General features: G+C 68.1%; 16 protein-coding genes, 5 tRNA genes and 1 pseudogene. 17 read left to right on the top strand and 5 right to left on the bottom strand.

Annotation, left to right across the window (positions count from 1 at the left end; all coding sequences use genetic code 11):
* Positions 1 to 446 precede the first annotated feature (446 nt).
* The 5 genes from ACFVV1_RS18670 (at position 447) to ACFVV1_RS18650 (ending at position 3,683) form a co-directional block, all read left to right on the top strand.
* The gene (locus ACFVV1_RS18670; RefSeq protein ID WP_389990273.1) at positions 447 to 635 is read left to right on the top strand and encodes a hypothetical protein; all 189 of its coding nucleotides are present in this window, start codon (positions 447 to 449) and stop codon (positions 633 to 635) included.
* Positions 636 to 732: 97 nt separating this feature from the next.
* Positions 733 to 1,509: a fumarylacetoacetate hydrolase family protein gene (locus ACFVV1_RS18665; RefSeq protein ID WP_114246867.1), complete on the top strand. Its 777-nt coding sequence runs from the start codon at positions 733 to 735 to the stop codon at positions 1,507 to 1,509.
* Positions 1,502 to 2,974 carry a glutamate--tRNA ligase gene (gene gltX, locus ACFVV1_RS18660; protein ID WP_389990272.1) on the top strand — a complete coding sequence of 491 codons (1,473 nt, stop codon included), beginning with the start codon at positions 1,502 to 1,504 and terminating at the stop codon, positions 2,972 to 2,974. The genes ACFVV1_RS18665 and gltX overlap by 8 nt, the downstream gene beginning before the upstream one ends.
* Positions 2,975 to 3,051: 77 nt before the next feature.
* A complete protein-coding gene (locus ACFVV1_RS18655; protein WP_389990271.1) occupies positions 3,052 to 3,315 on the top strand; it encodes a hypothetical protein in 264 nt (87 codons plus the stop codon).
* 47 nt (positions 3,316 to 3,362) lie between these two features.
* Entirely contained in the window at positions 3,363 to 3,683 is a 321-nt protein-coding gene (locus ACFVV1_RS18650) for a hypothetical protein (RefSeq protein WP_389990507.1), read from the top strand.
* Positions 3,684 to 4,169: 486 nt separating this feature from the next.
* On the opposite strand, the pseudogene ACFVV1_RS18645 reads toward ACFVV1_RS18650, so the two are convergent.
* Positions 4,170 to 4,244: pseudogene (locus ACFVV1_RS18645) on the bottom strand (hypothetical protein); the annotation flags it as partial.
* 5 nt (positions 4,245 to 4,249) lie between these two features.
* Between ACFVV1_RS18645 and ACFVV1_RS18640 the strand changes: the two are divergent.
* The 7 genes from ACFVV1_RS18640 to ACFVV1_RS18610 all read left to right on the top strand — a co-directional run bounded on the left by ACFVV1_RS18640 (position 4,250) and on the right by ACFVV1_RS18610 (position 6,118).
* On the top strand, positions 4,250 to 4,717 hold the full coding sequence (locus tag ACFVV1_RS18640) for a hypothetical protein (protein WP_389990270.1): 468 nt from the start codon (positions 4,250 to 4,252) through the stop codon (positions 4,715 to 4,717).
* A gap of 74 nt (positions 4,718 to 4,791) precedes the next feature.
* On the top strand, positions 4,792 to 5,487 hold the full coding sequence (locus ACFVV1_RS18635; protein ID WP_389990269.1) for an HAD family hydrolase: 696 nt from the start codon (positions 4,792 to 4,794) through the stop codon (positions 5,485 to 5,487).
* Positions 5,488 to 5,633: 146 nt separating this feature from the next.
* A tRNA-Gln gene (locus tag ACFVV1_RS18630) sits at positions 5,634 to 5,705 on the top strand.
* A 25-nt stretch (positions 5,706 to 5,730) separates the two neighbouring features.
* Positions 5,731 to 5,803, top strand: a tRNA-Glu gene (locus tag ACFVV1_RS18625).
* Positions 5,804 to 5,863: 60 nt separating this feature from the next.
* Positions 5,864 to 5,936 (top strand) — tRNA-Glu (locus tag ACFVV1_RS18620).
* Positions 5,937 to 5,948: 12 nt separating this feature from the next.
* A tRNA-Gln gene (locus ACFVV1_RS18615) sits at positions 5,949 to 6,020 on the top strand.
* A gap of 25 nt (positions 6,021 to 6,045) precedes the next feature.
* Positions 6,046 to 6,118 (top strand) — tRNA-Glu (locus ACFVV1_RS18610).
* A 66-nt stretch (positions 6,119 to 6,184) separates the two neighbouring features.
* Here ACFVV1_RS18610 and ACFVV1_RS18605 read toward each other — a convergent pair.
* Positions 6,185 to 6,826 carry a MerR family transcriptional regulator gene (locus tag ACFVV1_RS18605; RefSeq protein ID WP_389990268.1) on the bottom strand — a complete coding sequence of 214 codons (642 nt, stop codon included), beginning with the start codon at positions 6,824 to 6,826 and terminating at the stop codon, positions 6,185 to 6,187.
* A gap of 92 nt (positions 6,827 to 6,918) precedes the next feature.
* Here ACFVV1_RS18605 and ACFVV1_RS18600 point away from each other — a divergent pair, with 92 nt between their 5' ends.
* On the top strand, positions 6,919 to 7,416 hold the full coding sequence (locus tag ACFVV1_RS18600) for a DUF4188 domain-containing protein (RefSeq protein WP_389990267.1): 498 nt from the start codon (positions 6,919 to 6,921) through the stop codon (positions 7,414 to 7,416).
* 74 nt (positions 7,417 to 7,490) lie between these two features.
* On the opposite strand, the gene ndgR is transcribed toward ACFVV1_RS18600, so the two are convergent.
* Positions 7,491 to 8,207: an IclR family transcriptional regulator NdgR gene (ndgR, locus tag ACFVV1_RS18595; RefSeq protein WP_030928691.1), complete on the bottom strand. Its 717-nt coding sequence runs from the start codon at positions 8,205 to 8,207 to the stop codon at positions 7,491 to 7,493.
* Between the two features lie 174 nt (positions 8,208 to 8,381).
* On the opposite strand from ndgR, the gene leuC reads away from it, so the two are divergent.
* The 4 genes from leuC to ACFVV1_RS18575 all read left to right on the top strand — a co-directional run bounded on the left by leuC (position 8,382) and on the right by ACFVV1_RS18575 (position 11,513).
* On the top strand, positions 8,382 to 9,806 hold the full coding sequence (gene leuC, locus ACFVV1_RS18590; RefSeq protein ID WP_389990266.1) for a 3-isopropylmalate dehydratase large subunit: 1,425 nt from the start codon (positions 8,382 to 8,384) through the stop codon (positions 9,804 to 9,806).
* Between the two features lie 5 nt (positions 9,807 to 9,811).
* The gene (gene leuD / locus ACFVV1_RS18585) at positions 9,812 to 10,405 is read left to right on the top strand and encodes a 3-isopropylmalate dehydratase small subunit (RefSeq protein ID WP_389990265.1); all 594 of its coding nucleotides are present in this window, start codon (positions 9,812 to 9,814) and stop codon (positions 10,403 to 10,405) included.
* Positions 10,406 to 10,509: 104 nt separating this feature from the next.
* Positions 10,510 to 10,737: a hypothetical protein gene (locus ACFVV1_RS18580; RefSeq protein ID WP_093545158.1), complete on the top strand. Its 228-nt coding sequence runs from the start codon at positions 10,510 to 10,512 to the stop codon at positions 10,735 to 10,737.
* Between the two features lie 143 nt (positions 10,738 to 10,880).
* Positions 10,881 to 11,513: an HU family DNA-binding protein gene (locus tag ACFVV1_RS18575; protein WP_389990264.1), complete on the top strand. Its 633-nt coding sequence runs from the start codon at positions 10,881 to 10,883 to the stop codon at positions 11,511 to 11,513.
* Positions 11,514 to 11,608: 95 nt separating this feature from the next.
* On the opposite strand, the gene ACFVV1_RS18570 is transcribed toward ACFVV1_RS18575, so the two are convergent.
* Both ACFVV1_RS18570 and cofC read right to left on the bottom strand, forming a co-directional pair.
* Positions 11,609 to 11,812 carry a hypothetical protein gene (locus tag ACFVV1_RS18570; protein ID WP_389990263.1) on the bottom strand — a complete coding sequence of 68 codons (204 nt, stop codon included), beginning with the start codon at positions 11,810 to 11,812 and terminating at the stop codon, positions 11,609 to 11,611.
* A 10-nt stretch (positions 11,813 to 11,822) separates the two neighbouring features.
* Positions 11,823 to 12,506, bottom strand: coding sequence for a 2-phospho-L-lactate guanylyltransferase (gene cofC / locus ACFVV1_RS18565; RefSeq protein WP_389990262.1), 684 nt, complete (start codon positions 12,504 to 12,506; stop codon positions 11,823 to 11,825).
* Between the last annotated feature and the right edge of the window lie 3 nt (positions 12,507 to 12,509).

The following is a 12,509-nucleotide window of genomic DNA, read 5'->3' as shown; positions in this document are numbered from 1 at the left end:
GCTGCGTTGCGCCCCCTGCGCGCCGGCTTGAAACCCGCGGCGGTGCGTGGAATTCCAGCACAGTGCCGGATCTCCAACAAGGGCCTCGTACCCGGCTGTGACCTGGATGACGCGTTGTGATGACTGAGTAACAAGCCGTGGAGCGTGTTCGCGGTCAAAGTGGATCATTACGGGTGAATCGGCGAAGGGTGAAGGGTGTCCCAGTCGACATGATCAGGAGCGGAATGGCTGATTCAGTGATGCAATGTCCGTTTCTTCCGGGGTGGTCGACCGCCCGAAATGAGGTAATTGTCGACTCGTTCGTGAGCAAACTCACATCATGATCGCCGTCTCATCCGGGCTTCCGAAGGGAATTCGATGTTTAGCCTGACGCTTTACAGGGATGGCAAATCCGACAACCGGCGCCCCTCCGAGCGGCGCCCGTACCGACAGGGTCCGAACGGCAGATGAAGACGACGATGATGTTCCGCAACATTGCCAACCCCCGGCGCACCACGCTGGCGCACCTCAAGGACGCCGAAGAGCTGCGGACGCCGGAGCTGCCGGAGCACGCGCTCGACCTGCCCACCCAGACGGCCAACCCCCGCCGCACCATCCTCATGGAAGCCCCGGCAGCGGTCGCAGCCGCGGAGTAGGCAACCTCGGAGTAATGCGCACGTTGTCCCCCCTCACCCGCGTTAGCCTGGAGCGTCAGTCTTCAGCCAGCAAGCAAGTGAGGGGCGACAGCATCCCGTGCGCATCGCCAGGTTCTCCATCGACGGCAATGTCGCCTTCGGCGCCGTCGAGGGCGAGGGGCCCGATGGTCTCGTCCTCGACATCATCAAGGGCATTCCGTACGCCGAGTTCGAGCTCTCCGGCACGAAGGTCCCGCTGAGCAAGGTCCGCCTCCTGCCGCCCGTGCTCCCCAACAAGGTCGTGGCCATCGGCCGCAACTACGCGGAGCACGCCGCGGAACTGGGTAACGAGGTGCCGGACGTACCCGTCGCCTTCTTCAAGCCCACCACCTCGGTGATCGGCTCCGGCGACGCCATCGAGTACCCCTCCTTCTCCAACGAGCTCCACCACGAGGCCGAACTGGCCGTGGTCATCGGCCGCATGTGCCGCGAAGTGCCGCGTGAGCGCGTGAAGGACGTCATCTTCGGCTACACCTGCGCCAACGACGTCACCGCCCGCGATGCCCAGAAGCGCGAGAAGCAGTGGGCCCGGGCCAAGGGCTTCGACACGTCCTGCCCGCTCGGACCCTGGGTGGAGACCGACCTCGACCCCAGCGACCTGACCATCCAGGCCACGGTCAACGGCGAGCAACGCCAGTTGGGCCGTACGAGCGACATGATCCGCTCGATCGAGGATCTGGTCGTCCACATCACGGAAGCCATGACGCTGCTCCCGGGCGATGTGATCCTCACCGGCACTCCCGCAGGGGTCGGACCCCTCCATGTCGGCGACGAGGTCGCCGTCACCATCGAAGGCATCGGCACTCTCACCAACAAGGTGATCAAGCGTGGTTAACGCACCTGTCCGTGTACGTTTCTGCCCCTCCCCGACCGGCAACCCCCACGTGGGCCTGGTCCGCACCGCCCTCTTCAACTGGGCCTTCGCCCGCCACCACGGCGGCACCCTGGTCTTCCGTATCGAGGACACCGACGCCGCGCGCGACTCCGAGGACTCCTACAACCAGCTCCTGGACTCGATGCGCTGGCTCGGCTTCGACTGGGACGAGGGCCCCGAGGTCGGCGGTCCGCACGCCCCGTACCGCCAGTCGCAGCGCATGGACATCTACAAGGACGTCGCCGAGAAGCTCCTCACCGGCGGATACGCGTACCACTGCTACTGCACCACCGAAGAGCTCGACAGCCGCCGCGACACCGCCCGTGCCGCCGGCAAGCCGTCCGGCTACGACGGCCACTGCCGCGACCTCACGGCCGAGCAGATCGCCGCGTACGAGGCCGAGGGCCGCACCTCCATCGTCCGCTTCCGGATGCCCGACGAGGCGCTCACCTTCACCGACCTGGTCCGCGGCGAGCTGACCTTCCAGCCGGAGAACGTGCCGGACTACGGCATCGTCCGCGCCAACGGCGCCCCGCTCTACACGCTGGTCAACCCGGTCGACGACGCGCTGATGGAGATCACCCACGTCCTGCGCGGCGAGGACCTGCTCTCCTCCACCCCGCGCCAGCTCGCCCTCTACAAGGCGCTCATCGAGCTGGGCATCGCCAAGGGCACCCCCGCGTTCGGCCACCTCCCGTACGTCATGGGCGAGGGCAACAAGAAGCTCTCCAAGCGCGACCCGCAGGCCTCGCTCAACCTCTACCGCGAGCGCGGCTTCCTGCCCGAGGGGCTGCTCAACTACCTCTCCCTGCTCGGCTGGTCCATCGCCGAGGACCGCGACATCTTCTCCGTCGAGGAGATGGTGGCCGCGTTCGACATCGAGGACGTCAACGCCAACCCGGCGCGCTTCGACCTGAAGAAGTGCGAGCACATCAACGCCGAGCACCTGCGCATGCTCGACGTGAAGACGTTCACCGAGGCCTGCGGCCCCTGGCTGAAGGCGCCGTACGCCCCGTGGGCCCCGGAGGCCTTCGACGCCGGCCAGTTCGCGGCGATCGCCCCGCACGCCCAGACCCGGGTCACGGTCCTCTCGGACATCACCGCCAACGTCGACTTCCTCTTCCTCGACGAGCCGGCGACGGACGAGGCGTCCTGGGCCAAGGCGATGAAGGAGGGCTCCGACGCCCTGCTCGTCACGGCCCGCGCCAAGCTGGCCGACGCCGAGTGGAACGCGGACGCCCTGAAGAACGCCGTCCTCACCGCGGGCGAGGAGCACGGCCTGAAGCTCGGCAAGGCCCAGGCCCCGGTCCGCGTAGCGGTCACCGGCCGCACGATCGGCCTGCCCCTCTTCGAGTCCCTGGAGATCCTGGGCCGCGAGAAGACCCTGGAGCGCATCGACGCGGCACTGGCCAAGCTGACCGCGTAACGGGTTCGCATCACACGATGGGGTGGCTGCTCGGCCGGAGCAGCCACCCCCTCGGTATTCATTTGTATTCTTGCTTCATGGCTGACACCACGATCAAGATTGACGAAGGTATAAGGGATCGCCTCCGCACCCTGGCGGAGGAACGCGGCATGAGTACGCGAGCGTATGTCGAGCGCGTGGTCGCGGCCACGCCGACGGAGTCGGAGCAGGCTGAGCGAACGGCGCGCGCTGTCGCGTACGTCCGCGCGAATTTCGGTGTGGACCTCTCCGACGAGGATCTGAGTGCCGCGAGGGAATGGCGGGCGGATCTCCTGGCCCGACGGCTGGGTGAGCGTCGTTGATCGTTCTCGACCACACGGCCGTGCTCGCACTCTGCCGAGGACATCGGATGCTTTCCGGGCTCGCGGTGATCGGGACGGACGAACCCGGCCAGCGTGCGCATGTTCCCGCGCTGTGCCTGCTGGCGGCGAGCCTTGAACTGCCCGGTGCCACCGCGCATGTGGGAGCCCTGCCGGCCGTGGAATTCCTGCCCCTGGACTTTGCGGCGGCGGCCGTCGTCGAGCAGGCGGTTTCAGCGGGTGTCGACTGGCGGCACGCGCACGCCGTGTACGCGACGGCATCGGGCGAGCCGGAGAGCCTGGTGCTGACGGCGACTCCCGAGGGGTACATCGGGACGGGGGTGTGGGCGGTCGATATCGGCAAGCCCTGAGTGTCGGGAGTGCTTGTCCGAGGGGTCGGCGGCCGGCGGGCTGCCGACCCCTCGCCGTTTTCGCAAGCATCCCGAGGGGCAGCAGTTCGCATCCTGGAGATGGCGGCCGGTGATGCGAAGTGCACGGGCTGCCTCTTCCGCGTTCTGGAGGACGCGCGGAGTGCTGCTGTTGCTGTTCGTCTGCCGGCCTGCAATGCCCCCCGACAGTGTGGAGGGTTGGCGCGGCCCGAACATCAGGCTGGAGGGCTGAGCTGTGCGCCGGTCGGAGACCACGATCCCGCCACGCCACATACCTCCCGGGCCCTGGTACTGGAACTGGTGCCTCTTCAGTCGCTCCCCGAACTGTTCTCTCAGTGGCGCGTAGGCGTCGTCGCAATGCACGTTCCACGTCGGGCCGTTGAGATAGGCGTGGCAGGTGATCGGGAACAGCAGGGATGACACGACGAGATCCGCGACCTGGAGCAGGGCGTGCGTATCGCTGTGCCCGAACACCGGCGACTCGATGATGCCGCGCAGCCCGTCCCTGCCGGTGCGGTACTTCCGTGTCGTGGCGCAGTGCACATTGGGTGCGTTCTTCACTTTGGTCCGACTGTCGAGGACAATCCTTCCGCGGGAGTGTTCATGAGCGACGGCGGCTCGACCTGATCCGTGCTCTCGACCGCCGTCAGCAGCCCGACGCGAGCCGGGACGCCGGGCCGGACGCAGTTGCCACCGAGGCCGAGATCCGGTGGGCGTTCGCTCATCGACTGCACGAGAACGTCACCGCGATGAACCTGGACCACTTCCTGGCCCGGCCCCACCGCCGAGAGGTGGAGACATACAGCGACTTCACGAACTGGCACCGCATCGACGACGGCGCGGAGGCCCTGATCCATGAGCATCTGCTCGCCCTGCCCAGCGCCCACCAACCGGATGAGACCGAGAGCGCGGTCTGTTCGATCTCGGTGACCTGTACGAAGTCGGCGGCCCCTTCCACGACCGCGCGCCCGGCGGTCCGGACGACCTGTTCACCCCTGAGGAGATCGGCGACCTGAAGATTGTCTTCATCGGTCTGCAGAGAACAGCGAAACCCACCGCACTCGCCGCGTAGGAATCTACTCTGGGCCGCATGACGATCCGCGCGGTCCTCTGGGACATCGACGACACGATCTTCGACTACACGGGTGCCGACCGCGTCGGTATGCGCAGGCATCTCGAACAGGAGGGCCTGCCCGGCGGATACGACTCCGTCGAGCAGGCCCTCGTCGCGTGGCGGGCGATCACCGATGTGCACTGGGCACGGTTCGCCGACGGGGAGACGGACTTCCAGGGCCAGCGCCGGGACCGGGTCCGGGAGTTCCTCGCGCGGGCGCTGGACGACGCCGAGGCCGACGACTGGTTTGCTCGGCACGCGGCCCACTACGAGGCCGCCTGGTCGCTCTTTCCCGATGTGCTTCCCGCCCTGGACCGGCTGGCGGACGGGTTCCGGCACGGGGCGCTGTCGAACTCCAGCATCCACAACCAGGACCGCAAGCTGCGCACGCTCGGCGTGCGGGAGCGGTTCGAGGCCGTGGTGTGCGCCGTGGAGCTGGGCGTCTCCAAGCCCGAGGCCGGCGCCTTCCACGCCGCCTGCGACGCGCTGGCGCTGGAGCCGCAGGAGGTCGCGTACGTGGGGGATGAACCGGACATTGACGCGAGTGGTGCGGTCGCCGCGGGGCTGATGGGGATCTGGCTCGATCGCGGCGGCCGCGGCGGCCGCCCCGAACTCGTCCGGATCAGCGGGCTCGATCAGCTGCCCGGCCTGCTGGAGCCTGCCCGACCCTGATCCGCCGGACAGGCCTGGCGGGCAATACCCGTTTTGGAGCGCCGGACACCTTCGGGTAATGTTCTTCCTGCGCCGCCCGAGCGGGACGGAAGATCCGAACGGGAAGCGCAAACCGAACAAAACCCCTTCAGGGGGTTGCGTTTTGGTGGGCTATGGTGTAATTGGCAACACTACGGTTTCTGGTACCGTCATTCTAGGTTCGAGTCCTGGTAGCCCAGCGCAGAAATGCAAGAGTAGTAACAAGCCCCCGTTGTGTAGCGGCCTAGCACGCTGCCCTCTCACGGCAGTAGCGCCGGTTCGAATCCGGTCGGGGGTACAGATCCTTCCCGCGAGATCATCTGGGTCGCACCCACGCTCTCGATGCAGGATCGCTAGGGCCCCCGTTGTGTAGCGGCCTAGCACGCTGCCCTCTCACGGCAGTAGCGCCGGTTCGAATCCGGTCGGGGGTACTTGTAACACCATGGGCTATGGTGTAATTGGCAACACTACGGTTTCTGGTACCGTCATTCTAGGTTCGAGTCCTGGTAGCCCAGCGCAGAAATGCAACAGCAGTAACAAGCCCCCGTTGTGTAGCGGCCTAGCACGCTGCCCTCTCACGGCAGTAGCGCCGGTTCGAATCCGGTCGGGGGTACAACAGAGTGACAGACAAAGGCCCTTCACCTCGGTGAGGGGCTTTCTGCTTGTCCGTCAGAGTCCGTCAGAGTCCGTACCGCCGGGCCGACTCCTCCTCCTGAGCCATTCTGCGCAGCGACATCAGCAGCGGCTCGTAGAGCACGGCCGACGCGACCGCCGTCTCCACCTGCTCCGCCTCCGTGGGATACGTCTCCATCATGTCCAGGTCCTGGACGGCGACTTGGTGCATGAGGCGGGCCTGCTGGGCCAAGTACTCGACATCGCAGGGATAGCCGAGCCGGATGAGGGTGGCCACCGACGACACCAGCGCGCGATGGGCGGGGGACAGGGAGCCGAGCTCCTGCGAGGTCGCCCAGCCGAGCCGGTCCAGGAGCCGTTCGACCTCTTCGCGGGCGGCCGCCGTCTCAGGGGCCTCCTCGTCGGGGTCCGGACCGTGCGGGAGTGACCAGAGGGCGGCGCCCAGGCGGATCGTGCGGCCCAGGGACTCGTCGTCGACATGGGAGAGGACCTCACGGGCCGTCGCCACGGGGAGACGGCCCACCTGGATCAGGGCCCGCACCAGGCGCAGCCGGCGCAGATGGCTCTCGTCGTACTCGGCCTGCGTCGCGCTGACCCGGTGACCCGGCCACAGCAGTCCCTCGCGCAGGTAGTACTTGATCGTCGCGGTCTTGACGCCGCTCTTCTCGCTCAGTTCCGAGAGTCGCATGTTCCGTGCCTTCCCTTGCGCCACCTCTTGGGCAGTGCCACTATCCAACCATTGGATAGTGGCACTCTCCAACGAGAGAAGGGGGTACGGCCATGTTCGCGAAGCCGATTCCGGGGCGGACGACCGCCGCAGCCGAAGGGGAGGTGGTCGTCCTGCTCATCGGGATGCGCATCAACCACTTCCGGGGCGTGCATCATTGGCTGCCCGTGCTGGCGGCAATGCCACGCATGCTGCGGGAGTTGAGCAAGGACAAGGGGCGCGGCCTGCTCGGCTACACGCTGCTGTCCGGCTCGCCGCGGACGTACTACGTCGTCCAGTACTGGGAGTCGAAGGAGAAGCTGTACGCGTACGCGAGCGCTCCCGACATGTTCCACCGCAAGGCCTGGGCGATGATGAACCGCAAGGAGAAGAAGTCCCGGCAGCATGTGGGGCTGTGGCACGAGACCTACATAGTGCCCGAGGGCGGCTACGAATCGATCTACGCCGATATGCCGGCCTACGGACTGGCCGCGGTGACCGGCGTACTGCCGATCGAGGGGCGGGGCCGCCGGGCGGCGGACCGTCTCGCGCACCGCTCGTCCGCGAAGTGAGGTGCTGAGAGGGGGGCCGCCACGACGCTGGGGCGGCCGGAAGGTATTTCCTGCGTACGTATGTCCTGTGTACGTCAGCCGTTGCGGCGCAGGGCCTCGCTCAGCCTCGCCGCCGAGTCGATGACCGCCTGGGCGTGCATCCGGCCCGGGTGCCGGGTCAGCCGCTCGATCGGTCCGGAGACCGAGACGGCGGCGACCACCCGGTTCGAGGGGCCGCGCACCGGCGCGGAGACCGAGGCGACGCCCGGCTCGCGCTCGCCGATCGACTGGGCCCAGCCCCTGCGTCGTACGCCCGAGAGCGCCGTCGCCGTGAAGCGGGCGCCCTGGAGGCCGCGGTGCAGGCGCTCCGGCTCCTCCCAGGCCATCAGGATCTGGGCCGACGAGCCGGCCTTCATGGTGAGCGTGGAGCCGACCGGCACGGTGTCCCGCAGGCCGGACAGCCGCTCCGCCGCCGCCACGCAGATCCGCATGTCGCCCTGTCGCCGGTAGAGCTGCGCGCTCTCGCCCGTGATGTCCCGCAGGTGGGTGAGCACCGGTCCCGCCGTGGCCAGCAGACGGTCCTCGCCCGCCGCCGCCGCGAGTTCCGCCAGCCGGGGGCCGAGAATGAAACGGCCCTGCATGTCCCTCGCCACCATCCGGTGGTGTTCCAGTGCCACGGCCAGTCGATGGGCCGTGGGTCGTGCGAGCCCGGTCGCCGCGACCAGCCCGGCGAGGGTGGCCGGACCGGACTCCAGGGCGCTCAATACCAGAGCTGCCTTGTCGAGAACGCCGACGCCGCTAGAGTTGTCCATACGACGATACTTCCGTCTCACTCTGTGAAACGCAAGTTCAATTTTCGGCGGAAGTTGCGAACCTGTAGGGGCGGCCGCACAACGGCCCGTAGCGACCGCCCCGCACGGGGGTCCGGACGGCGGCGCACCGAATCTCTAGTTGGGCCGGCGAAGACGCCGGCCGGAGGGAAAGCGATGGGTAGGACACTCGCGGAGAAGGTCTGGGACGACCACGTCGTGCGGCGTGCGGACGGCGAGCCCGATCTTCTCTTCATCGATCTGCACCTGCTGCACGAGGTGACCAGCCCCCAGGCCTTCGACGGCCTCCGGCAGGCCGGACGCCGGGTCCGGCGCCTCGACCTCACCATCGCCACCGAGGATCACAACACCCCGACCCTCGACATCGACAAGCCGATCGCCGACCCGGTCTCCCGCGCCCAGTTGGAGACCCTGCGCAAGAACTGCGCGGAGTTCGGCGTGCGGCTGCACCCGCTGGGCGACGTCGAGCAGGGCGTCGTGCACGTGGTCGGCCCGCAGCTGGGTCTGACCCAGCCCGGCACCACGGTCGTCTGCGGCGACTCCCACACCTCCACGCACGGCGCTTTCGGCGCTCTGGCGTTCGGCATCGGCACCAGCCAGGTCGAGCACGTGCTGGCCACCCAGACGCTGCCGCTGGCCCGCCCCAAGACCATGGCGATCACCATCGACGGCGAACTGCCCGACGATGTCACGGCCAAGGACCTGATCCTGGCGATCATCACCCGGATCGGCACCGGTGGCGGCCAGGGCTACATCCTCGAATACCGCGGCCCGGCCATCGAGAAGCTCTCGATGGAAGCCCGGATGACCATCTGCAACATGTCGATCGAGGCCGGCGCCCGGGCGGGCATGATCGCCCCGGACGAGACCACCTTCGACTACCTGAAGGGGCGCGACCACGCCCCGCAGGGCGAGGACTGGGACGCCGCCGTCGCGTACTGGAAGACGCTGCGCACCGACGACGACGCGGTCTTCGACGCCGAGGTCGTCATCGAGGCCGCCGAACTGGCGCCGTTCGTCACCTGGGGCACCAACCCCGGCCAGGGCGCGCCCCTGTCGGCCGACGTCCCCGACCCGGCTTCGTACGAGGACGCCTCGGAGCGCCACGCCGCCGAAAAGGCCCTGGAATACATGGGGTTGACCGCCGGCCAGCCGCTGCGCGACATCAACGTGGACACCGTCTTCGTAGGCTCCTGCACCAACGGCCGGATCGAGGACCTGCGTAACGCGGCCGCGATCCTGGACGGCCGCAAAGTCGCGAGCGGCGTACGGATGCTGGTCGTCCCGGGCTCCGTCCGGGTCGCCCTGCAGGCCGTCGAGGAGGGCCTGGACAAGGTCTTCACCGCCGCGGGCGCCGAATGGCGGCACGCGGGCTGCTCGATGTGTCTCGGCATGAACCCCGACCAGCTGGCCCCGGGCGAGCGCTCCGCCTCCACCTCGAACCGCAACTTCGAGGGCCGGCAGGGCAAGGGCGGCCGCACGCACCTGGTCTCCCCGCAGGTCGCCGCCGCGACCGCCGTGCTGGGCCACCTGGCCTCGCCGGCCGACCTGTCCGAAGCCCGTACGCCCGCCGGAGTCTGAGAATCATGGAAGCTTTCACCACACACACCGGCCGGGCCGTCCCGCTGCGCCGCAGCAACGTCGACACCGACCAGATCATCCCCGCCCACTGGCTGAAGAAGGTCACCCGCGACGGCTTCGAGGACGGACTCTTCGAGGCCTGGCGCAAGGACGAGAACTTCGTCCTCAACCGCCCGGAGCGCAACGGCGCCACGGTGCTGGTGGCCGGTCCCGACTTCGGCACCGGATCGTCCCGCGAACACGCCGTGTGGGCGCTGCAGAACTACGGTTTCAAGGCCGTCATCTCCTCCCGGTTCGCCGACATCTTCCGGGGCAACTCGCTGAAGAACGGGCTGTTGACCGTCGTACTCGACCAGAAGATCGTCGACGCGATCTGGGAGCTGACCGAGGCCGACCCGACGGCCGAGATCACCGTCGACCTGGAGGCGCGACAGGTCCGCGCCGAGGGCATCACGGCCGACTTCGAGCTTGACGAGAACGCCCGCTGGCGACTGCTGAACGGGCTGGACGACATCAGTCTCACCCTTCAGAACGAAGCGGACATCGCGACTTATGAGGTGGCAAGACCGACCTTCAAGCCGCGTACAATTAACACCTGAGCAGCGCGTTTCCAGGACTGCGCCCCCCGCCATCTGGTAGGGGGCGCAGTCGCTTGTTGAGACCCCGTCGGGCGACAACTCGCCCCAGATGGCACAATCGGTGCATGGAACGCGACAGCCAACTCAAGCTTTACGGCCAAGTCGCCGACCGATTGAAGGAAGCGCACACAAGAGTGCGCACACTGCAAGTCCCGGAGGGCGTAAGGATGGCGCTGTCCCGGAAGCTGTTGGTCATCACGGCCGCGGCTAAGCACGATCTCCCGGATGCGGCAAGGCGTCTGGACCGGTTGATGAAGGACCTCGATGAGGGCCGATTCCCCGAAGGTGACTGACTCTGCGGAACTGCGCAGCGGTCGACTTCGTTGCGGCACTAGGGTGATTAGCCCGTTTCGTGTTTGATTTGCGGTATATATCTGCCTAACGTGCGAAAACGCTTGAACACTTTCGTTCTGGCAATGTCTCCGAAGGGGAAGACGTGAACAAGGCGCAGCTCGTAGAAGCGATTGCCGACAAGGTCGGCGGCCGTCAGCAGGCCGCGGACGCCGTTGACGCGGTGCTCGACGCGATCGTCCGTGCGGTTGTCGCGGGGGACCGTGTTTCGGTCACCGGCTTCGGCTCGTTCGAGAAGGTCGACCGCCCCGCCCGCTACGCCCGCAACCCACAGACGGGTGAGCGGGTGCGGGTCAAGAAGACCTCGGTTCCCCGCTTCCGTGCGGGACAGGGCTTCAAGGACCTGGTGAGCGGCTCGAAGAAGCTCCCCAAGGGCGAGGTGGCCGTGAAGAAGGCGCCCAAGGGCAGCCTCACGGGCGGTGTCGCCCGCACGACGGCCAAGGCCGCGGCCAAGAAGGCCACCGCCAAGAAGGCCGTTGCGAAGAAGGTCACCGCCAAGAGGGCCGTGACCGCCGCGAAGACCGCCGCGGCGAAGAAGACCACGGCGAAGAAGGCCGCTCCGGCGGCCAAGAAGGTCACGGCGGCGGCGAAGAAGACCACGGCTGCGGCCGCCAAGAAGACCGCGCCCGCCAAGAAGGCCACGGCGAAGAAGGCGCCCGCGAAGAAGATCACGGCGCGCAAGACCACGGCGAAGAAGGCCACCGCGCGCAAGAAGTGAGGCCGAGCAGCGCACAGCTGCTCACACGCGCCGGGCCGGGCTCCCCTCGGGGAGCCCGGCCCGCGGGCTGTTGCGGGCAGGGTGCGCGCAGTCGTTCAGAACGTCTGCAGGGTCACCAGGGTGATCCGCAGATCCGCCCCCTCGCCGACGCCTTCGATCCGCACCCGCTGCCCCGGACGCAGCAGCCGCAGCCCGCCCGCGTCGAAGGCCCGGGCGTCGAACTCCACCGGGGTCCCGTCGTCGAGCAGCACACTGCCGCTGCGGGTCTCGGGGTCGTACGTGTACGAGGTCGCCTGCATGTACGGAAGCCTATCGGCCCAGCGGGGAGGCCCCCGCGGCCCAGTGCCCCGAGGTGTGCGGGCCGGTGCCCAGGGCCAGTGCCGCCCGCAGATCGTCGCCGGTGTCCACGTCCTGGCGGACCGAATCGATGCCGGTCAGCGTGATTTCCACCGCGCCGGAGTCCAGGTGCCGGGCCCGGGAAGGGCCGCCGAAAGCCGGACGCAATTCCACTCCCGGCGCAGCCGAAAGAAATGTCGTTCCGATTCCTGCCGCATCGGTGACAAATGCGCGGGGAAAAGCGGCGGAAAAATCGAGGACCCGGTCCAGTTCCGCGGGACGCAGCGCGGGCAGATCCGCGTTGAGAGCGGCGACCGCCGCCCCGGGCCGCCCGGCCCGTACGGTCCGCTCACCGTGTGCCAGGGCGGCGTTGAGCCCGCGATCCGGTTCGTCGGGCACGATGCGCGCCCCGAGGGCCGCGAGAGCCGCTCCCGCCTCCGTGTCGTCCGTGACGACCACCACATCCCGGACCGCCCGGCAGGACAGGGCGGCGGTCACGGTGTCCCGGGCGAACGCGAGGGCGAGCCGCGGGCGCAGTGCGGCGCCCGTCGCGGGCGCGAGCCTGCTCTTGGCCCGCTCCAAGGGCTTCAACGGGACGACCAGGGTCCAAGGACCGGCCGGGTCGGTGTTCGTGGCGATCTCCCCCTCGATGCGCATCGC

It is taken from the genome of Streptomyces sp. NPDC058092 (assembly GCF_042884935.1).
Lineage (GTDB): Bacteria > Actinomycetota > Actinomycetes > Streptomycetales > Streptomycetaceae > Streptomyces.
This window is presented reverse-complemented; position numbering and strand designations above follow the sequence as displayed.

Bases quoted from the DNA above. Each gene is read 5' to 3' on its own strand.
- ACFVV1_RS18605 (WP_389990268.1), bottom strand. From the start codon at position 6,826: ATGCGACTCTCGGAACTGAGCGAGAAGAGCGGCGTCAAGACCGCGACG.
- ndgR (WP_030928691.1), bottom strand. From the start codon at position 8,207: ATGGACAACTCTAGCGGCGTCGGCGTTCTCGACAAGGCAGCTCTGGTA.
- ACFVV1_RS18635 (WP_389990269.1), top strand. From the start codon at position 4,792: ATGACGATCCGCGCGGTCCTCTGGGACATCGACGACACGATCTTCGAC.
- ACFVV1_RS18600 (WP_389990267.1), top strand. From the start codon at position 6,919: ATGTTCGCGAAGCCGATTCCGGGGCGGACGACCGCCGCAGCCGAAGGG.
- cofC (WP_389990262.1), bottom strand. From the start codon at position 12,506: ATGCGCATCGAGGGGGAGATCGCCACGAACACCGACCCGGCCGGTCCT.
- ACFVV1_RS18655 (WP_389990271.1), top strand. From the start codon at position 3,052: ATGGCTGACACCACGATCAAGATTGACGAAGGTATAAGGGATCGCCTC.
- ACFVV1_RS18650 (WP_389990507.1), top strand. From the start codon at position 3,363: ATGCTTTCCGGGCTCGCGGTGATCGGGACGGACGAACCCGGCCAGCGT.
- leuD (WP_389990265.1), top strand. From the start codon at position 9,812: ATGGAAGCTTTCACCACACACACCGGCCGGGCCGTCCCGCTGCGCCGC.
- leuC (WP_389990266.1), top strand. From the start codon at position 8,382: ATGGGTAGGACACTCGCGGAGAAGGTCTGGGACGACCACGTCGTGCGG.
- ACFVV1_RS18580 (WP_093545158.1), top strand. From the start codon at position 10,510: ATGGAACGCGACAGCCAACTCAAGCTTTACGGCCAAGTCGCCGACCGA.
- ACFVV1_RS18670 (WP_389990273.1), top strand. From the start codon at position 447: ATGAAGACGACGATGATGTTCCGCAACATTGCCAACCCCCGGCGCACC.
- ACFVV1_RS18570 (WP_389990263.1), bottom strand. From the start codon at position 11,812: ATGCAGGCGACCTCGTACACGTACGACCCCGAGACCCGCAGCGGCAGT.